The sequence below is a fragment of the Paenibacillus sp. PsM32 genome (assembly GCF_030433815.1).
Lineage (GTDB): Bacteria > Bacillota > Bacilli > Paenibacillales > Paenibacillaceae > Saccharibacillus > Saccharibacillus kyungheensis.
In genome coordinates this window covers 75,022-96,775 of record NZ_JARUWY010000009.1, presented here as the reverse complement: position 1 = coordinate 96,775, position 21,754 = coordinate 75,022, and the positions used below count along the sequence as shown (strand labels likewise).

At 39.1% G+C, this 21,754-nt stretch carries 21 protein-coding genes; 8 read left to right on the top strand and 13 right to left on the bottom strand.

Translation table 11 applies throughout. The features are described 5' to 3' along the window. The first annotated feature begins 3 nt into the window (after positions 1-3). The 4 genes from iolB to fba all read left to right on the top strand — a co-directional run bounded on the left by iolB (position 4) and on the right by fba (position 4,760). Entirely contained in the window at positions 4-819 is an 816-nt protein-coding gene (gene iolB, locus QCD85_RS16940) for a 5-deoxy-glucuronate isomerase (protein WP_301263303.1), read from the top strand. 48 nt (positions 820-867) lie between these two features. Beyond that, positions 868-1,866 carry a 5-dehydro-2-deoxygluconokinase gene (iolC, locus tag QCD85_RS16935; protein ID WP_301263302.1) on the top strand — a complete coding sequence of 333 codons (999 nt, stop codon included), beginning with the start codon at positions 868-870 and terminating at the stop codon, positions 1,864-1,866. A 1-nt stretch (position 1,867) separates the two neighbouring features. After that, positions 1,868-3,781, top strand: a complete 1,914-nt coding sequence (iolD, locus tag QCD85_RS16930; protein WP_301263383.1) for a 3D-(3,5/4)-trihydroxycyclohexane-1,2-dione acylhydrolase (decyclizing) — start codon at positions 1,868-1,870, stop codon at positions 3,779-3,781. A 112-nt stretch (positions 3,782-3,893) separates the two neighbouring features. After that, a complete protein-coding gene (gene fba, locus QCD85_RS16925; protein ID WP_301263301.1) occupies positions 3,894-4,760 on the top strand; it encodes a class II fructose-1,6-bisphosphate aldolase in 867 nt (288 codons plus the stop codon). A gap of 109 nt (positions 4,761-4,869) precedes the next feature. Here the strand turns inward: fba and QCD85_RS16920 are convergent, their stop codons facing one another. The 9 genes from QCD85_RS16920 to pdxR form a co-directional block, all read right to left on the bottom strand. Then, positions 4,870-5,625 carry a DeoR/GlpR family DNA-binding transcription regulator gene (locus QCD85_RS16920; protein ID WP_301263300.1) on the bottom strand — a complete coding sequence of 252 codons (756 nt, stop codon included), beginning with the start codon at positions 5,623-5,625 and terminating at the stop codon, positions 4,870-4,872. A gap of 161 nt (positions 5,626-5,786) precedes the next feature. Next, positions 5,787-6,980 (bottom strand): N-acetylglucosamine-6-phosphate deacetylase, encoded by a 1,194-nt coding sequence (gene nagA, locus QCD85_RS16915; protein WP_301263299.1) that lies wholly within the window; start codon positions 6,978-6,980, stop codon positions 5,787-5,789. Further along, on the bottom strand, positions 6,980-7,708 hold the full coding sequence (gene nagB, locus QCD85_RS16910; protein ID WP_273613425.1) for a glucosamine-6-phosphate deaminase: 729 nt from the start codon (positions 7,706-7,708) through the stop codon (positions 6,980-6,982). Before nagB ends, nagA begins: the two co-directional genes overlap by 1 nt. Positions 7,709-7,710: 2 nt before the next feature. Then, positions 7,711-8,571 carry a MurR/RpiR family transcriptional regulator gene (locus QCD85_RS16905; protein WP_273613424.1) on the bottom strand — a complete coding sequence of 287 codons (861 nt, stop codon included), beginning with the start codon at positions 8,569-8,571 and terminating at the stop codon, positions 7,711-7,713. Positions 8,572-8,748: 177 nt separating this feature from the next. Next, positions 8,749-9,318: a histidine phosphatase family protein gene (locus QCD85_RS16900; RefSeq protein ID WP_301263298.1), complete on the bottom strand. Its 570-nt coding sequence runs from the start codon at positions 9,316-9,318 to the stop codon at positions 8,749-8,751. 147 nt (positions 9,319-9,465) lie between these two features. Further along, entirely contained in the window at positions 9,466-11,256 is a 1,791-nt protein-coding gene (locus QCD85_RS16895) for an FTR1 family iron permease (RefSeq protein WP_301263382.1), read from the bottom strand. A gap of 154 nt (positions 11,257-11,410) precedes the next feature. After that, the gene (efeB, locus tag QCD85_RS16890) at positions 11,411-12,802 is read right to left on the bottom strand and encodes an iron uptake transporter deferrochelatase/peroxidase subunit (protein WP_301263297.1); all 1,392 of its coding nucleotides are present in this window, start codon (positions 12,800-12,802) and stop codon (positions 11,411-11,413) included. Positions 12,803-12,807: 5 nt separating this feature from the next. Continuing rightward, on the bottom strand, positions 12,808-13,707 hold the full coding sequence (efeO, locus tag QCD85_RS16885) for an iron uptake system protein EfeO (RefSeq protein ID WP_273613420.1): 900 nt from the start codon (positions 13,705-13,707) through the stop codon (positions 12,808-12,810). 110 nt (positions 13,708-13,817) lie between these two features. Next, positions 13,818-15,218 (bottom strand): MocR-like pyridoxine biosynthesis transcription factor PdxR, encoded by a 1,401-nt coding sequence (gene pdxR / locus QCD85_RS16880; protein ID WP_301263296.1) that lies wholly within the window; start codon positions 15,216-15,218, stop codon positions 13,818-13,820. Between the two features lie 129 nt (positions 15,219-15,347). On the opposite strand from pdxR, the gene QCD85_RS16875 reads away from it, so the two are divergent. Further along, positions 15,348-16,271 carry a DMT family transporter gene (locus QCD85_RS16875; protein WP_301263295.1) on the top strand — a complete coding sequence of 308 codons (924 nt, stop codon included), beginning with the start codon at positions 15,348-15,350 and terminating at the stop codon, positions 16,269-16,271. Positions 16,272-16,486: 215 nt separating this feature from the next. Here QCD85_RS16875 and QCD85_RS16870 read toward each other — a convergent pair whose 3' ends face one another. From QCD85_RS16870 to QCD85_RS16855, 4 genes are all read right to left on the bottom strand, one after another. Beyond that, positions 16,487-17,416, bottom strand: coding sequence for a copper amine oxidase N-terminal domain-containing protein (locus QCD85_RS16870; RefSeq protein WP_301263294.1), 930 nt, complete (start codon positions 17,414-17,416; stop codon positions 16,487-16,489). Between the two features lie 223 nt (positions 17,417-17,639). Further along, complete coding sequence (locus QCD85_RS16865) at positions 17,640-18,257, bottom strand: hypothetical protein (RefSeq protein WP_301263293.1); 618 nt, start codon at positions 18,255-18,257, stop codon at positions 17,640-17,642. 162 nt (positions 18,258-18,419) lie between these two features. Beyond that, on the bottom strand, positions 18,420-18,689 hold the full coding sequence (locus QCD85_RS16860; RefSeq protein WP_301263292.1) for a hypothetical protein: 270 nt from the start codon (positions 18,687-18,689) through the stop codon (positions 18,420-18,422). After that, the gene (locus QCD85_RS16855) at positions 18,638-18,973 is read right to left on the bottom strand and encodes a sigma-70 family RNA polymerase sigma factor (RefSeq protein ID WP_301263291.1); all 336 of its coding nucleotides are present in this window, start codon (positions 18,971-18,973) and stop codon (positions 18,638-18,640) included. Before QCD85_RS16855 ends, QCD85_RS16860 begins: the two co-directional genes overlap by 52 nt. A 341-nt stretch (positions 18,974-19,314) precedes the next feature. Between QCD85_RS16855 and QCD85_RS23955 the strand changes: the two genes are divergently transcribed. From QCD85_RS23955 to QCD85_RS16845, 3 genes are all read left to right on the top strand, one after another. Next, positions 19,315-19,518, top strand: a complete 204-nt coding sequence (locus QCD85_RS23955; protein WP_367317656.1) for an EamA family transporter — start codon at positions 19,315-19,317, stop codon at positions 19,516-19,518. 185 nt (positions 19,519-19,703) lie between these two features. Next, on the top strand, positions 19,704-20,342 hold the full coding sequence (gene pgmB, locus QCD85_RS16850) for a beta-phosphoglucomutase (RefSeq protein WP_301263290.1): 639 nt from the start codon (positions 19,704-19,706) through the stop codon (positions 20,340-20,342). Between the two features lie 112 nt (positions 20,343-20,454). Then, positions 20,455-21,669: a MalY/PatB family protein gene (locus QCD85_RS16845; protein WP_301263289.1), complete on the top strand. Its 1,215-nt coding sequence runs from the start codon at positions 20,455-20,457 to the stop codon at positions 21,667-21,669. The last annotated feature ends 85 nt before the right edge of the window (positions 21,670-21,754 follow it).

Here is a 21,754-nt window from a genome sequence, read left to right as displayed (position 1 = left end):
ATGATGAGTACATTATTGCGTAAGCCTCAACAACAGCATATTCGTCCGGGTGTCACCCTTTTGCATGAAGTCAACGCAGATCATTCAACACTGCATTATGTAGGATTCAAAATGATCGACTTGGAACCCGGTGCACTATACGATGAAGTATTAGGTCGAACAGAATGTTGTATTGTAGCAGTGACCGGTACAATCACCGTTAGTGATCATGAACAGACTTTTGCAGGAGTAGGGACACGAACAAGTGTGTTTGAGAAAAAGCCTACAGATAGCGTATATATCTCGAATGATCGTTCTTTTGTAGTGACCGCAGAGACTGTAGCTAGAGTAGCATTATGTTATTCACCTTCATCTGTACAACGTCCAACTCGTCTTATTCCAGCTAGTGAAAATAGCGTAGAACATCGTGGTAAATATAATAATCAACGGCTTGTGCATAATATTTTGCCGGATTCTGATCAGACTGTGAATAGTCTATTAGTGGTTGAAGTAATCACAGAAAGTGCCAACTGGTCAAGTTATCCACCACATAAGCATGATGTAGATATGTTGCCTGCTGAATCTTTATTAGAAGAAACGTATTATCATGAAATCGATCCGGCACAAGGATTTGTTTTTCAACGGGTATACACAGATGATCGCTCGATCGATGAGACGATGGCGGTAGAACATCGAAATGTCGTTATCGTTCCTGCTGGATATCATCCTGTAGGTGTACCTGATGGATACACGTCTTATTATCTGAATGTTATGGCAGGGCCCAAGCGCATCTGGAAATTCCACAACGATCCTGATCACGAATGGATATTGCAACGTTAAGCAGATCATCAAGTCGAAAATTGTGAAGGAAACGGAGTGGAAGTACAGATGAAATTCGAATTAAAAAGTGACCGTGTATTCGATATGATTGCGATCGGAAGAGCATGTATTGATCTGAATGCTACTGAATATAATCGTCCTATGGAAGAAACGATGACCTTTACCAAATATGTAGGCGGATCACCTGTTAATATCGCGATTGGCAGTTCCAAATTAGGGCTCAAAACAGGGTTTATTGGTAAGCTTGCAGATGATCAACATGGTCGCTTTATTTCAAATTATATTCAGAATCTAGGTATTGATATTACAGGAGTCGTGATTGATCAGGCAGGTCACAAAACAGGGCTTGCTTTTACCGAGATCAAAAGCCCTGAAGAATGCAGTATTCTGATGTACCGCGAAAATGTAGCAGATCTTTATCTGGAGCCTGATGAAGTAAGCGAAGATTATATTAAACAAGCAAGCGTTCTACTGGTATCAGGCACTGCCTTATCTCAAAGCCCCTCACGAGAAGCTATTCTCAAAGCAGTGAGCCTCGCTCGCAAGCATCAGGTGAAAGTGATTTTTGAATTGGATTATCGTCCGTATACATGGACATCCAAAGAACAGACCTCGATCTACTATACACTGGTTGCAGAACAAGCAGATATTGTCATCGGCACACGAGATGAATTTGATATTTTGGAAAATCGTATAGGAGAAAATGAGCAGACGATCGCTTATTTATTTCAGCATACCCCTCAATTGATTGTGATCAAGCATGGAATCGAAGGATCATACGCGTATACAAAGTCAGGCGATGTTTTTCAAAGCAAAGCATATATGACTAAAGTGTTAAAAACATTTGGTGCTGGCGATTCGTATGCTTCTGCTTTTTTGTATGCTTTATTTGCAGGTAAAGATATTGCTACAGCGCTCAAATACGGTAGTGCTTCTGCTTCGATCGTGGTTAGCAAGCATAGTTCTTCTGAAGCGATGCCTACAGTAAGTCAGATTGAACAATTGATTGCAGCAGATGAGACAGAGGCACAATACAGATCGAGGTGAAATAATGCAAACGATTCGGCTTACAACAGCACAAGCATTAATTCGTTTTTTGAATGCGCAATATATCCATATAGATGGGAACGAATTTCCTTTTGTAGAAGGGATATTTACCATTTTTGGACATGGCAATGTACTTGGGATCGGTCAAGCATTAGAACAAGAATCCGGTCATCTCAAAGTGATACAAGGTAAAAATGAACAGGGCATGGCTCATGCGGCGATTGCCTATAGTAAGCAAATGCTACGCCAAAAAATATATGCAGTCACTACTTCTGTAGGACCAGGAGCCGCCAATCTAGCAGCGGCGGCAGGAACAGCACTTGCCAATCAGATTCCGGTACTTTTTCTACCGGGAGATACATTTGCTACCCGCCAGCCTGATCCGGTGCTTCAACAGATCGAGCAAGAATACAGTGCCGCAGTCACAACCAATGATGCTTTAAAACCGTTATCACGCTATTGGGATCGTATTACTCGCCCGGAACAATTGATGTCTAGTTTACTGCGAGCTTTTGAAGTGATGACCGATCCTGCCAAAGCAGGGCCTGTAACGATCTGTATTGCGCAAGATGTAGAAGGCGAAGCTTATGATTATGATGAGACCTTTTTTGCTCGTCGTGTACATTATGTAGATCGCAAATTGCCAACCACACGTGAATTAACAGGAGCAGTAGCATTGATCAAAGCAAGTCGCCATCCGGTTATTCTTGTCGGTGGTGGAGCTAAATATTCAGAAGCAGGCGATATATTAAAAAGATTATCTGAAAAGCATCATATTCCATTAGTAGAGACACAAGCAGGTAAAGCGACTGTTGAATATACATTTGCGAACAACCTAGGTGGGGTAGGAGTTACCGGTACATTATCGGCTAATAAAATAGCTCGGCAAGCTGATCTGATTATTGGTATCGGTACACGCTATACTGACTTTGCAACTTCTTCCAAAACGGCGTTTGATTTTGAACATGGTCAATTTTTGAATATTAATGTTAGTCGTTCTCAAGCGTACAAATTAGATGCTTTTCAAGTAGTGGCGGATGCAAAAGTAACATTAGAACAACTGGCTCCACTGTTGGAAGGATATACCAGTGAATTTGGCAATCAGATACAGGAGCTCAAAGCGGAGTGGGATCAAGAGCGAGAACGATTAAGTCAGATTACATTTAACCGTACAGACTTTACGCCAGAAGTGGATAATCAATTTGATCAAGCGGCACTTAATGAATATGCAGACGCACTTCAGACCGAATTGCCACAGACTACGGCTTTGATCGCTATGAATGAATCTATACCGGCAGATAGCATTATTGTTGGTGCAGCAGGATCGTTGCCAGGTGATCTGCAACGGATTTGGAATCCGAGCATTACCAATACGTATCATCTGGAATATGGATATTCTTGTATGGGTTATGAAGTATCCGGTGCGCTTGGTGTTAAGTTAGCCGCTCCTGATCAAGAAGTATATTCGATTGTGGGTGATGGAAGTTTTTTAATGTTACATTCCGAGTTGGTTACTGCTATTCAATATCATCATAAGATCAATATTATTCTTTTTGATAATGCAGGCTTTGGTTGTATTAACAATCTACAGATGGAGAACGGTGGAGGCAGTTATTTGTGCGAATTCCGTACGCCAGACAACCGTATATTAAATATTGATTATGCCAAAATAGCCGAAGCCTATGGAGCCAAATCGTACAAAGTGAACAATATCAAGCAATTGCAAGATGCTCTGGCAGATGCACAGCAACAGTCATCTTCTACATTGATTGAGATCAAAGTATTACCGAAAACGATGACTCATGGATATGAGAGCTGGTGGAATGTAGGAGTAGCCGAAGTATCTGATCATGAAAGTATTCAGCGTGTTTTTGCGGCGCAACAAGAAAAGTTGAAAACAGCTAAACAGTATTAATATTTTTCTTTAACTATCTTTTAATGATCTACGGATAGCAGGCTAGATTTGAAGTTAAATCACAACAAGATGTGCTCTTCTAAATGCAAAATGATAATAAGGAGAGATGAAGTTGAGAACGGTATCTATGAAACAGATGTTACTTCAAGCGCAAGCTGATGGATATGCAGTAGGGCAATATAATATTAATGGTGTGCAATGGGTACAAGCTATTCTTAGAGCTGCTCAAGCAGAGCAAGCACCTGTTATTTTGGCGGCTTCTGATCGACTGGTATCATTTCTTGGAGGATATGCTTTAATAGCAGCTATTGTCGATAAGTCGATACAAGAATTATCGATTACTGTACCGGTGGCTTTGCATTTAGATCACGGAATGAGTGTAGAACACTGCAAGCAAGCTATTGATAATGGATTCAGTTCAGTGATGATTGATGGTTCACATTATCCTATTGAACAGAATATAGCGATGACGCTAGAAGTCGTAGAATATGCTAGTTCTTTTGGTGTATCAGTTGAAGCAGAAGTTGGCACTGTTGGTGGGATGGAAGATGGATTAATCGGAGGTATCCAATACGCAGATCCGCTTGAGTGTGATCGACTGGTCAAAGAAACAGGAGTAGATGCACTAGCCGCTGCTCTCGGTTCTGTGCATGGTCCTTATCAAGGAGAACCTGTACTTGGATTTGCTGAAATGAAACATATTGCCGACCTCACAGGTGTACCGTTAGTGTTACATGGAGGTTCAGGTATTCCAGCGCATCAGATTAGGCAAGCAATCGAATTAGGGCATGCCAAAATTAACGTTAATACTGAATGTATTCAGGCATGGGCATCAGCTGTACGTACAGTGCTGAACCAGAATCCTCAACTTTACGATCCTAGTCAAATTCTTACACCCGGTACAGAAGCTATCCAACAAGTAGTTCAAAATAAAATGCAAGAGTTTGGTACCAGTGGTCAGGCGATGCACACGGTATAGCAGATACTTATGAATGATCCAATCAGCAGAACAAATAATATTTTATAGCAAAAAGACAATTCTTTCTCTAATCATAACTTAGAAAAAAGAATTGTCTTTTTTGGATCGTTTATTTACAAATATATAATTCAATCTGATGCTCCCGACAGAACGAATGATATTCATCAGATAAGGTGCCAGAAGTAATTAGCACATCGACCTCTTGCAAAGGAGCATACGTAAGCTGAGTAGACTTGCCGAATTTGGAAGCATCCGCAAGTAAATAGACAGACTGTGCTTTTTCAGCTATTCGCTTTTTTATTTCATATTCCAAAATATCTGAATTCGTCAAACCATGTGCAATAGATACTCCAGTTGCCGCCATAAAAGCTTTACTAATATTGTACTTATCTAAAATATGTAGATCATCAATACTGACAAACGATTTGGTTTTGCGTTTGTAGCGATTACCGATCGTAATCAATGTAATATTTTCAAAAGCAACAGCCGCATTGATCACATCCAGACTATTGGTCAAAATGGTTAACTGTTGAGAGGACGGAAGAAATTCAACAATATTACGTGTGGTTGTACCGGAGTCGATAAAAATCAAATCTTGATCTTGTACCAATGCCGCTGCTTGTTTGCCGATTTTTACTTTTTCGGGATGATTGGTATGATCACGATTTTCAAATGGGATCAAAGCAGGAGTGACTGACGTAACACCGCCGTATACTTTTTGAATCGTTCCTTTTTCTAAAATCTGATTTACATCACGACGTACTGTATTTTTAGAAACGTTAAAATATTCACAAAGTTCATCTAAAGAGACGGTCCCTACCGAATGGATATAATCTTCCAGATGTTGTAGACGTTTTTCTTTCATGAAAGTAAACTCCTGTCTCATCAAAAATGGTACTCAGAATATAACATATGACCAAAAGTTAATCAATAGTTTATCTTTAAATAATAATTTGAGAGTAAAGAGCACTAAAAAAGCAAGTTCTCTAGTAATTATACCTGGAGAACTTGCTTATCTATTGCATATTAACGATAAGATTTGAGCAATCCTTTGATAAAAATATGCTGTAATTCCATTTCTGGATTCAGCACCAGTATATCAGCACGTTTGCCAATATCTAGACTACCTGTCTGTTCATACAAGCCTAGTTCACGAGCAGGATTACCACTTGCGGCAGCAGAAGCTTGCATAATCGATAGACCTGCTTGCTGGATCAAAAAGCGGAAACCTTCGATCATTGTTAAGCGGCTACCTGCTAGTGTTCCACTATCATCCGGTAATGTCGCTATTCCATTGATCACATTTACAGGCTGATCGCCAAGCATATACTGACCATCTCCAAGTCCAGCCGCAGACATTGCATCGGTAATCAGAATAAGATTATGGGCTTGCTTTAACTGTGCTAGCAAAGCAACCGCCGCAGGATGAACATGAATGCCATCGGCTATCACTTCAGCATGAATAGCAGGAGTACTTAGTACAGCACCAGCGACTCCTGGTTTGCGATGATGCAGTGGAGTCATGGCATTAAATGTATGAACTGCGTGATTAAGCCCCATTTCTACAGCAGCTATAACCTCTTCATAAGAAGCATCTGTATGTCCGGCAGCGGCTGTAATTCCATGCTCACGTAACCATGAGATCAAGTCCAAAGCACCTTCCCGCTCAGGAGCGAGAGTAAGTTGCTTGATCAGCCCGGGATAACGTGCCTCCCATTGTTCTAACCATTCGATATTCGGTAATACGATATGTTCTGGATTTTGAGCACCCGGCCACTTCGGACTGATAAATGGGCCTTCCAGATGAACACCTTCGACTTGAGCACCTGGCATTTGTCCATGATGCATATAATTGTAGACCTGTTCTAATACATGATCGATATCCGCATGAGGTGCTGTCATCGTCGTAGCTAGAATAGCAGTTGTTCCTTGACTAGCGTGAAAAGTAGTAATCGTGTCCAATACTTGTGGATCAGCATCCATAAAGTCTGCACCCATTCCACCATGCACATGAATATCAATAAAGCCAGGAATCACCAAGCCACCTTGAGCATCGTATGTAGTCTGGTGTTGCCATATAGGAGCATTGGCTGTTGAACCCACATACGTAATCATTTGATCTTGTACTTGCACAGTTCCATTTTCAATAATATGTGTAGGTGTTACCACACGCCCATGAATAATTTGAAATGAATGAGTTATGTCTGTTGAGATCGGCATTACTGAAACAACCTCCCGGCTTCAGCATCCAGCAACACCGTAACATTGGAATGCAATTGTAACAGTGAAGCAGGGCATTGGGTTGTAATCGGACCTGTAACTGCGCGATGAATAATTTCGGCTTTGTCTGCACCACGTACGAGCAATAGTATTTGACGGGCTTTCATAATACTACCGACACCCATCGTAATCGCTTGTGCAGGCACTTCGTCGATCGAATCAAAATAACGAGAATTGGCTTCTCGCGTCTGTTCTAATAAAGTCACCACATGAGTAGCAGGATTCAAGCTATCATCGGGTTCATTGAATCCAATATGACCATTATGTCCAATACCTAGCACTTGTAGATCAATAACGGCTTCCGACAACATTTCATCATATAGACGACATTCAGCATCCAGATCAGTCGCTTGTCCATCTGGTACATGTGTATTTTCAAGATTAATATCAATATGGTTAAATAAATGCTCATTCATAAATGTACGATAAGAAGCAGGATGATCGGTAGGCAGACCTGCATATTCATCCAGATTGTAGCTTTTCACTTTGGCAAAACTAACTAATCCTTGCTTATGAATCTGAATCAATTCACGATACAGTCCTACAGGTGTGCCTCCTGTAGCAAGCCCTAATACTGCACGAGGAGAAGTCTGTACCAGACTAGCGACAATATGAGCAGCTACTTTGTGAAAATCTTCTTCATGAGTCACTTTGATTACATTAGCCATTATTAAAAACCTCCCGAGTCTTTACGATAGCGTTGCACATTTTTATAAGATAGTTCCAACTTAGCAACAGAATCATTAAATTGAGCGCTGATCATACCGGTAAACAAAATATCAATAATATGAAGCTGAGCGATTCGTGAAGCCATATCCCCGCGGCGTACTCCTTGTTCAAGAGACGAAGAGAATAATGCAATATCCGCCATCGAAGCTAATTTATTGTTGCTGTATTGAGTAAGTGATAATACAGTGGCTCCATTATCTTTGGCACAAGAAAGAGCATCAATCGTTTCTTTCGTTTCCCCGGAATAAGAGATCGCTAGAGCTACATCTTCTGAAGAAAGGGTAGAAGCAGAAGTGATCTGCATATGAGAATCAGAGAACGATGTGCTGTTTTTACCGATCCGAATTAATTTCTGATAAAAGTCTTGTGCTACGATCGACGAAGTTGCAATACCGTACAGATCTATACGACGCGCACGGGTAAGATAACCGATAGCTTGTTCAAGCTTAGGTAGATCCAGAAGACGGGTTGTATCATTAATCGATGTAATATGATTGGTTTCTATCGCTTTGACAATCTCTGCTAGCGGATTACCTGCAATAATATCTTGATAAGAACTTGGAATCGATTGTTGTGCTAATTCACTAGCCAACTTCATTTTAAAATCAGGAAATCCTTCGAAATGGAACGTTTTGCAAAACCGAGTAACTGTAGCAGGACTAATACCACATTGAGTAGCTAGTTGTGTAATCCCCATACGGATCACAGTAGAAGGTTGTTGTAAAATATAATGAGCCAGTCGGCGCTCTTGAGGAGATAAACTTTCGATGCGTTGCTCCAACATATGCAAAATAGGAGACAAGTTTAATCCTCCTTAATGAAAATTATTTTTATTTTGTAATTATATATAGAGAAAATTATTTTCTTTCACCATTATCTTAAAGCACCCTAAACAAGATTGCAACCTATAAATATTCTTTTTTGAGCAATGTTATTTACAGCGTAGATCATGCCTAATAAAGAGTACGATTTAGCATACTTATATATGTAATACATAAGATTGAGATTCTTGTAAAAAATGCTGACGGGTGACTGATTCTCCGAAATAGGAGCGGTAAGCATTGATTGTTCCATCATGCGTGACAATATAGATTCTAGGTTGGTCTTGTTGGCGACACCATGTGATAAACTGATCTGCAACTGTGCTGAATTCTTGCTCACTGATTGTATTTATTCCGTTTGTCCATATGTGCTGTGAGTATTCCGCAATACGAACCCAAGGATAATCTAATCTTATTTGATGTAAAGATAGTATTTGATCACAACCATAAGCTTGATCTGGTGCTAATAAAGGAAACATTCGTGGACCGACAAATGGATGAACGATCAGCGTACAAGATATATTTTGTGACCAGATCAGAGAAGTTTGAATCGTACGTCGAGTAGGGCTTATAACTATCGTATCATCGGTATGTAAAGGGAATGTGTGTGCTAATTGCTGTGCTTGTTGTTTTCCTTTTTCAGTTAAAGAGGGATGGTACATATGTAGACTTTCTGGTGGAGATAAGGTATGTTTCCCTTGACCATGACGTATAAAAATAATTTTCATCGTATTCTCCTTTGGTATGATCAATCATACATAGAATGGATTATATATAATATGTTAACAAAAAAAGTCTATAACCTTATATAAAAGGATATAGACTCTTTCGATATACTTTATTTTATAATCATGATTGTAGTGGATTATAGCCATTTAAGCTGTCTGTTTACGGCTACGATATTCAGGTAAAATCAATCTCCATACCATCCAGATCAGTACGATCATTTGTGGGATAAAGGTCTCCCATGTCGGATACATACCAATCCAACTGATCGAAGGCAATCCAGCAACTGTATGAGCAGGGAATTTACCTGCCACTTGCAGTGCATGAATACTTTCCCCCAGAAAACGGAAAACGAGATAATAGATCAATACGGTGGCCGTTAAAAAGAATGGACGAATCGGTAGCTTCACGCTGAACTTGATAATTAGTACAGCAATGACGATCAGAATTACTAACGCAATCGCTATACCTAAGATCAATTGTGAAAGGGCTATCGCTGGAGCCATTCCAATATAGAAAATAGCAGTCTCTGCACCTTCACGCAAAATAGCGAGTCCAGAAACGATAGCTAACGACCACAGACTACCACGTTCCAAAGCGCCACTGACCTGATTTTCAATATACGTATTCCAGTTTTTTAAATTAGCTTTCTGATGTAACCAGTGTCCTACACTAAGCATCATCACAACAGCGACCAGACCGGTAATACCTTCAATCATTTCGCGAGTACTTCCGCTACTAGACACTTGAGAGAAAGCATACACGAAGATCGCTGCCATCACGCCACTCAGCACCAGTCCGGAAATAGCACCAGACCAGATATAGTTGCCGGCAGTACGACTACCACTACGTTTGGCATAAGCGAGCAAAGCAGCTAAAACTAGAATCGCTTCCAGACCTTCACGTAGCAAAATGATAGCGGCATCCCATGCGGTATAAGATGTTTTGGAAGTTAAAGGTGTTAATTCATCAAGCATCGTCACAATCACTGTATTCGCTTGTGACCATAGGGGAGGATTAGATACCAGATATCCTTGAACTTCAGCCATTTCATTTTCAATAGCTGTATACGTAGAAGCAGAAGAAATCTGTACTTCTCCTTCAACCAACGGCCACATTGAGATAAATTGAGTCATAAGATCAGAAGCTTGGGTCTGATCTTGATTAGTTACAGCAGTCTGTACTTGTTGTAGTAAAGTGACGGCATCACTCAAACGAACCGTACCACTTGCAGGAGCAGTATCCGCAATATCGCCTGCTGCATATTCGTTCAGTAAAGTAATCAATGCTTGAGTGTCTGCTTTGGCTTGTTCTTCACGCGGAGGGTCTGCTTGAAGTGCAACACGAATCATACTCATCTTAACCTCAAGCTGACTATACACTGTAAAATTATCGGCACGAATCGCATTCTCTACATCAGGCCACGAATTAACGATTTGTTTGTAACTGTCTTGAGCAGCTTGCCAATTGTGCTGATCGATATGCTCAATCGTTGTATCCGCTAAAGGCAAAATGACTTTAACTGCTGTGAGTCCCTGCTGAGAAGGCCCGGTACTGCTACTTGTTGCACTGCTTTTGGCTTGACCAGCTTCGGCAAATGTATTGACTGCACGTGCTAATGTCCCTAGAGCAGAAGTAGCTGCTTTGGGATCAGTAGACGATTTGCCAAGAGCTGTTTGAGCATCGGTCAAAGCTGTGTTTACTTCATTGGCTTCAGTTGGAGCCGCCGATGTATCGATAGCTTTCCATGCTGTAGCAAATGTATCTAATTCCTGTTGTGCATCTGTCCACTTTTGTTGCCCGGCATCTACAAGAGCGCTACCTACCAGTGGCAACAGTTGATCTACTTCCGCAGAATCATTAGAAGCAGCTTGTGCAGTAGATAGGGCTACACTCCAAGCAGAAGCAGATAAGACTATCAATAGACTCAAGCAAAGCATGAACCTGATCAACAGGGCACTTTTACGCATAGCCTAGAACCCTCTTTTCCATATCAAAATAAATAACGATTATACTGATTAGATTGTATTTCAAAAATCACTATTGTAAAAAAATATCTCTATAACCTGTCTAAATAAGCAATTACTCAAGCTGTCACACCAGTTGGTCACCGATATAACCGCCTTGTTGTACACCCGGGAAACAAGCGAAAACAGCACTTCCGATATGCTGAATATATTCATTCAACGCATCGATCTGTGCTAACCGTTGTTGCATCGGAATAAATTGTTTTTCGATACTGCGTTGATAACTAATAAAAAACAATCCAGCATCCAATTGTCCGGTAACTTTATCCATCCCACTTGAATATGAATAAGGACGACGCAAAATCTGCATAGTACCGTCTCCGCGAGCGACACGCATATGGGCATTCATTGGAATCACCGGCTTACCTGAAGTGTCTTTGGCTTCCATATCTCCGCGATCAAATTCATTGTGCGAACCGAGTGGAGCACCACTGACCCGTTCTCGTCCAAATGTATTTTCCTGATCTGCCAGACTGGAACGATCCCATACTTCAATACGCATTCGAATTCGGCGCACGACCATATAACTACCATTGGTCATCCAGCCTGCACCATCTTGTGGTTGCACCCAGACGACTTCATTCATCATCGCGTTGTCTTTGACACTTGGATTGGCGGTCCCATCTTTGAATCCCATCAGATTTCGTGGAGTCGCCTGATTGGGATCAGCTGCACTACTGCGCTGGAATCCTTCTTGGCTCCAACGTAAAACCGCAGAACCGCGGGCAATTCGAATTAAATTACGCATCGCGTGAAAAGCGACCTGCATATCATCAGCACAGATTTGTACAGCTAGATCTCCGCCACACCATTCGGATTGTAGATTGTCTCCGTTAAAAGCAGGCAGGTCTTTAAAGTTCGCTGGTCTTTTGCCAGATAGTCCAAATCGATGGTCAAATAAAGCAGGGCCTGCACCAAATGTAATTGTAAGGTTGGAAGAAGAAAGCCCTGCCGCTTCACCGGTATCCGCAGGGGGAAGATTCGGATTTTCATTTTGTCCATCTAACAATTCGCCAGCCATAAGTGAAGCACTTGCTTTGGTCCAAGCTTGAAATAGTCGGCGTAAGCCTGCGGCATCATTTAAAGTCACATCAAACGAAGCAAAGCACATAAAGTTCTGACTAGGCGTAACAATACCTGCTTGATGTGTACCATAAAAAGAATGTTGATCCCCGCCATGTGTAATACCAGTTGTTACATTTTCAGCACTACCCGGTGTATCGGACGCAGGTTGTTTGGTGAGACCAGTAGCTTTCATAATACCTAGTGCACCTGAACTTCCCAAAAGAAGCCCAACACCAGAAGCGCCTGCTAACCGCAACATATCACGACGGCTAACAGGCTTTTTGAATACTCCAGTTTGAGGTTCGTTACTTACTTCTGTAGAAGAAGTTGAATCCACTTCATATGGAACTGAAGTGGATTTTGGTTGATCTTCGGATGAATTCTTTTTGCTCATTATGATTACACCCCTAAAATAGTACCCATCTGCGACAAAGGTTCAGCCAGTGCATCAAGGTTTTGACTTAATGTACGAATATCTTCTTTAGTCAGCTTGTCATAGGTTACATAACCGCCGTCTTTGGTAGCAAAAGGAGCCAATTCTTTATTTAACGCTTCAAACCGTTCACCGATTTGTTTTTCCAGATCAGCATCTTTTTCAGCCAAACGTGGTTTGAGAATGTCATAAATTTTTTCTGCACCTTCTACGTTAGCGACAAAATCATACAAGTCCGTATGAGAGTAGCGTTCTTCTTCACCTGTAATTTTGGAAGAAGAGACTTCATTCAGCAGTTCTACGGCTCCAACCACAAGCATACTAGCATCAATGTCAACCGTTTCCACTTTAGCTCGTAACAATTGCGCATCTTGTAGAAGACGATCAGCATATTCGCTCATTCCGTCTGTTGTTTTCTTTTCCCAAAGTGCTTGTTCGATCTTGTGGAATCCACGCCAGTCTTTATCATCGACATCGCCTGCACGTGCATCAATATCAGGATCAAGATTTCCCAAAGCTTCTGCAATCGGTTCGATCCGTTCATAATGCATACGAGCTGGAGCATAAAGCGCTTGAGCTTCTTTCAACTTGCCGGCTTTGACTGCTGCTGTAAATTTCTCTGTTTCGGTTACAAATGAATCAATCTCACCGATCGCATATGTACGATACTGTTCGGTCTCATTTTTGAAATCAGCTGTAGAAGCTGTAGTCGATTCGGTAGATGGTGTAGCAGTTGTTGACTCTGTGGTAGTTGCTTCTGTTGTTGCTGGAGCTGCTGTTGTATTAGTAGGCGCTTGATTACCACAAGCGGTAAACAGTACAGAAGATAAAAGAATTGTTGCTGGTAATGTTACACGTGCTTTCATAAAATGCCACTCCTTAATAATGATAATCGTTCTCAATTATTAATCTATCATAATGGTGAACGATAAGAGCGTCAATCTTTATTTTTATGTAAATAAATATCCATAATCTATTAGCAGTCCTTATTCATAGATTGTGCCAATGCGTGTATCCCTTCTTTGATTTGATTTTCACTTAAATGTCCATATCCAATCAGAATTTTATCGTTTTGAGTAGACTTATCATCATAATAATCATTAAGCGGATAGATTTTAATTCCAGCAAGCTGACTTTGTTGTATAAAAGAAGGCGTGATATGAAGATGGGATAATTGCAAAACAAGATGAAGCCCGGACGCATCTCCCCATACTGTAGCTTTTTCTCCAAATTCGTGTTGAATACATTCCAGTAATAGTGTTCTTTTCGTTTTATAGATACGACGCATCTTTTGAATATGTTTATCTATTTTGCGAGATTTTAAAAATTCAGTTAAAGCAACTTGCTCTAATATAGGGTTTTGTACATCCATATAGATTCGTCTTTTTGTCCATTCGCTTTGTAGTGATTTTGGTACAATAGCAAACCCTATACGTAATGCTGGAAATAATGTTTTGCTAAAAGTACCTACATAAATAACGTTCGAATGATCGATAGAATAGATCGGACTGATTGGAGCACCTACATATCGAAATTCACTATCATAATCATCTTCAATAATATAAAAATTGTTCTTTTTTGCTAATTGAATTAAATCGATCCGACGTTTGGCAGACATAATCCCGCCTAATGGAAATTGATGAGAGGGAGTCACGTTTACAGCAGACCATGCTTTAGATGGAATAGTATCTATTAATGCTCCATCGTGGTCTACATTTACCCAGTGGATAGGATAGTTTTTTTGTTGAATAATTGTTCTTGTTCCTGAATGAGAAGGATTCTCCACAACAAAAGGATGATGTTCACGATACAGCAAATCGATCAGTACATGAATAGCTTGAGTGGCTCCAGCAGTTATATAAATATCTTGAGCATCTACAATCATACCTCGACTACGAAAAAGCCATTTAGCAATTTCTTCACATAAAGGTTCATATCCCTTAGAGTCGCTATATCCCCATTGATGCTCTAAAAGGTTTTCCGACGCATGACGTATCATCTTTGTCCAGATATTCCATGGAAAAAGAGAAAGATCAGGTTGACCCGTTTTAAAATCATAAAGAATAGTGTGATTGGTAGCATTTGTGGAGTTATCTGTTGTTTTGGGTGGTGAAAGAATTTCTTGATGTAGATGTAAACCAGTGGCAACTGTAGTAGGAGCCCCTTGTTGGCTAATTGTAAAACCTTCAGTCCATAGCATCTCATACGCTTCAGAGACCGTATTTCGCGAAACGTTTAAATGTGTGGCAAGTGCTCGAGTAGAAGGTAGAGATTCGCCTTGTGGCAATTGACCTGTAACGATATAGTTTTTGATCGTAGAAAAAATCTGACGAGATAAGTTCATATCTGACTTACGATCCAAATCGATTCCTAACATTATTAAGCCTCCTACTGGTCTAGTGAAAATGACTATAAACTGGATCTTCAAGAAGTCCAGTACAGTATATAAAATTGTATCAGGGTTACTAAGTAACGTCTAATTCCAGCTATAAAAAGGAGCCTTGATATGGAAAAGTATAAAGGAATGTTATATTTGTTTATTTCATTTACATTAGCAGGTACATCGGTTATCACTATGAACTTTATATCTAAAAGCTTAAATATATTTACGATTACTTTTATGAGTCTGGCTATATTGTTGATTAGTTTGCTTCCATTTTATGTAGGTTCAGTATGGAAAACGATGTGTGCTGCACAGAAGCAAGACTGGTATATGTGGATACTTCAAGCGATATTCGGCATTTTTATGTTTAGAGCATTATTACTGTTAGGATTACCTTTTACAAGCACAGGAGAAGCAGGTATATTAACAGGCACAACACCGGCGATCACTGCTATATTGGCTTTTATTTTTTTACGAGACAAATTATATAAACATACTTTGCTAGGGATAGCTTGTACTTTAATAGGCATTGTATTATTGCAAGGATCAACATTACAACATACTCAATTCTCTATAAAGCATATAGTAGGCAATGTATTGGTTATAGGTGCGGCGGCAAGCGAATCTATATTTAATGTGATTTCACGCAAACAACATCTGACTGACGGCGCATATATTCAAAAGTCGATTCATCCTATTATTCAAACGATTATTGTTTCTTCGATTGCAATGATATTATGCCTGATTCCAGCATGTTTAGAAAAACCGTATGTGGCTATCTTGACATTATCTCTCTATGGATGGTTAGCATTGGGTTGGTCTGGATTAATCGTTACTGCTGTAGCCTTTGCCTTTTTTTATGCGGGTGTTAAAAGATGTAGTGCGTATATCACCGCTTCTTTTTCAGGACTTATGCCGTTAACTTCGTTGTTATTATCTTTTTTTTGGTTACATGAACCTATTATTGCAGTTCAATGGCTAGGTGGAATATGTATTATTGTAGGTATATTATTGATCAGTATGCGACGCTCAACAACATCTGTATAACTTATCCAATAGTTTGAAAATGTGATCGATACAAAATACAAATATAAGTAACTGTTTCTCCTCTAGCTAAAATATAATTTACCGTTCTTTGTCTAGTATTCGTGTTTCGTGTTTAATAAAGAACATACTTAGTTTTGCTAATCAAACATTATCAAGCATTGAACATACTCGAGGAGGAAGTAATAAAAAGAGCTTCCCAAAGGAAGCCCTTTTTATTATTTCAATTGTTCTTCTTCTGGTATATCGAAAATCCCTTTGTCACTTTGTTCTGCTGTAGCGGTAGGAAGCTCAGTAGCTTTACCATTTTTATCAATTGTTCCATACTGGACTCCTCCAGGTAAGGAGTAGGAGAAATACACACCACCAGTTGGGTTAACAGGCATTTTGCCTTTCGATTCGAGAATTTTATACTCAACGATTGGTAGATTTGCATTTTTTGCTTTATGATCTAAATCCAATCTAGCCGTCCAAACTAGCTCAGCGCGACCATCAATAATGCGATAGTAGTTTACTACATCTAAATGTTTTTTCATAAATTCATCTACTTTATTTTTAGAAAAATAAGTAGTATATACCATATTGTCTCCTTTACTACTTTCTAGTAGAGCGCCTAATCTATCCACTGTAGGGAAGCGGATCGCTGCGTTACGAGAAGTCGCTGTATCGCTAGATTGAAGATCCTTTTTTAAATCATCAGAAGGTTTAGCTACATAGACAATGCGTTGGGCTGAATTCCAATAAGCATAAGCATCAGAAGCATCAGTAATAAAACGAATAGGGACCATAATGCGTCCGTTTTTCATTTCGGAAGCATTAGGCAAAGCCACTTTATCCCCATTAATCTTAGCTTCTTTCGATCCTGCTTTTAAAGTGGATTTTTCATTATCGTTTGTTACTGTTACTACTTTCATTTTATTGTCCCAGGAAATTGTTACATCGGGGATACTTTTAATAGCACTCAGTGGAACCAAAGTTGCTCCATTCTTGATATATGGAGATACATCCAGCTTGGGAGTCTCATTGTTTACCATGATGGAAATATCTGAAGCTTTTGCAGCGTGAGTCTGAGTAGTCCCCATTAATCCGCTAGCAAGTAAAGAAACAGAAAGGGATGAAGTTAAAAGAGCTTTTGTGAATATTTTCATAAATTAGATTCTCCTTTGATTAGTGAGGTATATGGTATAGACGAAGTTAATCCTAAAAAGTTACATATATACTTAAAGTTTATATAATATACAATACATAACATTTCTGTTTTTACATTATATCATTAAATTTACATAATAAAAAAATCTTTGCATATGAAAATTTCTATTTCTTCAAAAGATTTATAGTATAATAAAAAAGAGCCCAAAGGGCTCTTTTTTATTAAGCTTTATCGATGCGTGCAGCAAGTGGAAACGTGTTAACCAGATAAACGTGAGCATCTCCGCCAGCATCACCAAGGTTCCGTTTAATAGTTTGTTTAGAAAGACTAGCTGTCCATGGATTGTAAATAGTTCCCGCAGCGTTCATACGCAGTTGCGGCTGAGAGAAGCTAGCAGTGCTTGTCACGTTGGATCCAGTATCTTCAACACCTTGCACCATTTTAACTGTATTTAGGGTGTTCATTAATCGTGCAGTATACGTCGTCACAGGAGCCTCGTCTGCCCAAGGTACGACTTGGCTATTGATGAAGAGACTGGAACGTTTTGTCGAATGGTTATAAGTCAGTTTCATATCAACTGTTTGACCTGGTTGTAGATAGGAAACTCGTTGAGAACGCTTGTTAGGTACGTCTGCTCCTTCAACACCATTAATAAATACTCGAAAGCCTTCGCCTACTTTATAGGAAATGCCTGCTTCAATAGCGGATGGACCGATGCCAAGATACCAATCTACATAACCACTCGTTACATTAATTGTAGTCGGGAGGGTTAATTTAGTAGTTACTCCAGTATAATTAGCGTTCGATGTTTCAGATACAATTCCTACGTGTCTGTTCATTTTTCATTTCTCCTCTTTTTTTTGTATTTAAGGTGTTTGTTGTCTACCTCATATATAGAGGAGAAAATAAGATATATTTACAACACGTTTTAATTTTTTTTACAATTAGTTAAATGGCTTTAGAGCTATCTGTGAAGTAATATTACATTTAAATAAAAAAGATCAGCAGGTTTTTGCTGATCTTTTGGTAATATGACTGAAATATAAATCTGATTGTGCATCCATTAATAATTCGATCATTCCTAATTTTAAACTTTGAAGAGCATCCTCTTTAGGCATGCGAATATAACTTGATAAAAAAAGCATATCTGCTTCGAAAAGATTTAGAAAGGCATTTATTGATTCTTGGTCATGTTTCTCTTTTATTTTTTGGATTAGTTCTAAAATATACTCATCTTCGTTCTCATTTCTTTTAACATTTTTTGTTTCCATCTATTCACCGCCTGTTGTGTCATGTTTAGTGAATAAGCTACGTCCTTTTCTCTTTCTTCCAATATGTAGATTCTATAGATAATTTCTTTTCCCAAAAGGGAACTTAATTCATTTAACATTTGTTCTAAGCTGAGTTTGAAATTTATATTTTCTTCGAAACTATTAACTGCAATGATTGGATCGAACCTCACGAGTTTTTCGTTTCTTTCTGTTTTCTTTATACGATAATGAATTCGCCATGCTAAACGCTTTAACTCTTCTTGATATTGTTTTTTTAAGGTCATAGCAGCCGCTCCTTTATTTTTTCTTACCTTTATTAAAGTGCAATTAATAGTAAAAAAAACAACCATTTATATAGTTGTTTTCTAATGAATTAAATTTGAAGTTAAGTCGTAAAATTGTTATTATTTTTTCTTTACTATAAAAAAGATCGTTCCATGTTTCTATCTTAGAGGAAAGGGGCAATCGGATGGATACTGAAAGTGTTACGATCTTAGTGATCAATTTTAGATTTCCTGTAACTCTATATTTTTTTACTAAAATACGTATTGTAAAAAAATGAAAATATATTTATACGATTAAATGAAATGGTAAAAGAGTTAACGAAAGCTGTACAAAACTTGCAATTTCTACCTCAACCCGCACTATTTTCAAAAGATGTAGCGCGTATATCACCGCTTCTTTTTCAGGACTTATGCCGTTAACTTCGTTGTTATTATCTTTTTTTTGGTTACATGAACCTATTATTGCAGTTCAATGGCTAGGTGGAATATGTATTATTGTAGGTATATTATTGATCAGTATGCGACGCTCAACAACATCTGTATAACTTATCCAATAGTTTGAAAATGTGATCGATACAAAATACAAATATAAGTAACTGTTTCTCCTCTAGCTAAAATATAATTTACCGTTCTTTGTCTAGTATTCGTGTTTCGTGTTTAATAAAGAACATACTTAGTTTTGCTAATCAAACATTATCAAGCATTGAACATACCCGAGGAGGAAGTAATCATGACGATTAAAGCAGTTATTTTTGATTTAGATGGAGTTATTGTATCGACGGATCAGTATCATTTTGAAGCTTGGAGTAAAATTAGTGAAGAAGAAGGTATCCCTTTTAACGAAACGATCAATCATCAGTTGCGCGGAGTGAGCCGGATGGAGAGTCTGGATATTATTTTGCAACGTGCGACCAAAACGTATACGGACAAAGAAAAATTAGCATTAGCAGAGAAAAAGAATGAGTATTATCGCCAATCGTTACACCATTTAAGCCCTAGTGATCTATTACCAGGCGTTGAACATACATTGAAAGAATTGAAAAAAAATAAAATCAAAATTGCTATCGGTTCTTCTAGCAAAAATACGCCAACAATTTTGAAGCAGATAGGTCTGGATAAAGAATTTGATGCGATTGCAGACGGTAATGATATTACGCGCAGTAAGCCTGATCCTGAAGTGTTTTTATTAGCGGCAACTCGCTTGGATATTGCTCCAGAAGAATGTCTGGTTATAGAAGATGCACTAGCAGGTGTAGAAGCAGCGATAGCTGGCAAAATGAATGTTGCGGCTGTAGGAGAATCTTTGCGTAGTTCTGATGCAGACTACTATTTGGAAACGGTTGATGAATTACTTGAATTAGTATTATAACTTGAACACCCTTCAAAACATGCTATGATGAATATATCTTAAATTCATTCTGGGATAAAGATAATGAATAGATAAAAATATTCGGATAGTGGGCTATGGGGGGGAATCAGCAATGGATTACACGTCAACATTTGATCGTACAATTGCGCGTATAGGAACCAGTTCGGAAAAGTGGGATGCGCTTCGTAAACATTTTGGGACAGATGATGTTATTCCTTTATGGGTAGCAGATATGGACTTTGCGGCGCCATTACCTGTACAAGAAGCTATTCAGCAACGGATGGAACATGGTGTGCTTGGTTATACAGTTCGTACCAATCAGTATCATCAGTCGATAGTGAATTGGATGGAACATAGGTATCAATGGAGTATAGATCAGGACTGGATCGTATTTACACCAGGAGTGGTATCTGCGCTGAATTTTGCAGTAGAGACTTATACAGAACCCGGGGATAAAGTGATTATTCAGACACCGGTGTATCCTCCTTTTTATAGTGTCGTCAAAGGACATGGACGAGAATTGGTCGAAAATCCGTTGATCCAAGATCCTAACGGAGATTATCTTATGGATTTCGAACATTTAGAAAGTGTGCTAGACGAGAAGGTAAAAATGTTGATTTTGTGTAATCCGCATAATCCTATTGGACGGGTATGGACACGCAACGAATTAGAGCAATTAGAACGTCTCTGTGCGAAGTGGAATATTATTGTAGTATCTGATGAAATTCATGGTGATCTTGTGCATGAACCTCATTCTCATATTCCGTATGCCAGCTTGTCTGAATCTGCTAGAAACCGGAGTATTATTTGCACTGCGCCAAGCAAAACATTTAATATTGCAGGCTTGAACACATCTAACATTATTATCCCGAATGAACAATTACGGAACGCATTTGCACTGAAAATCAATCAATTTGGGATCGGGCAAATTAATGTGTTTGGAGCGGTCGCTACAGAAGCAGCATATACACATGGTCAAGAGTGGTTACAGCAATGTATGGAGTACACGTATCGCAATATGGAGTATGTACAACAGTATATAGCTGAGCATTTACCAGAATTATCAGTGCGATTGCCAGAAGCAACTTATTTACTATGGATCGATTGTAGTAAGCTCCAGATGGAACAATTGGAGTTGGTTTCTTTTTTGCTGGATCAAGCCAAGATTGCACTGAATGATGGCAATGCATTTGGTACGACAGGTCAAGGGTATATGCGTATGAATGTAGCATGTTCACGTTCTTTATTAGAAGAAGCGATGGGACGATTGCATAACGCTATAAAAGTATGGAGAACAACGCAACCAGTAACAGCTACGGTGGAATAGACTACACCTTATAAGTAACAATTGTTCAAGCTTTTTACGATATCTTCAAATTATTAAAAACAGACTGCTTTCTACAATACCGACT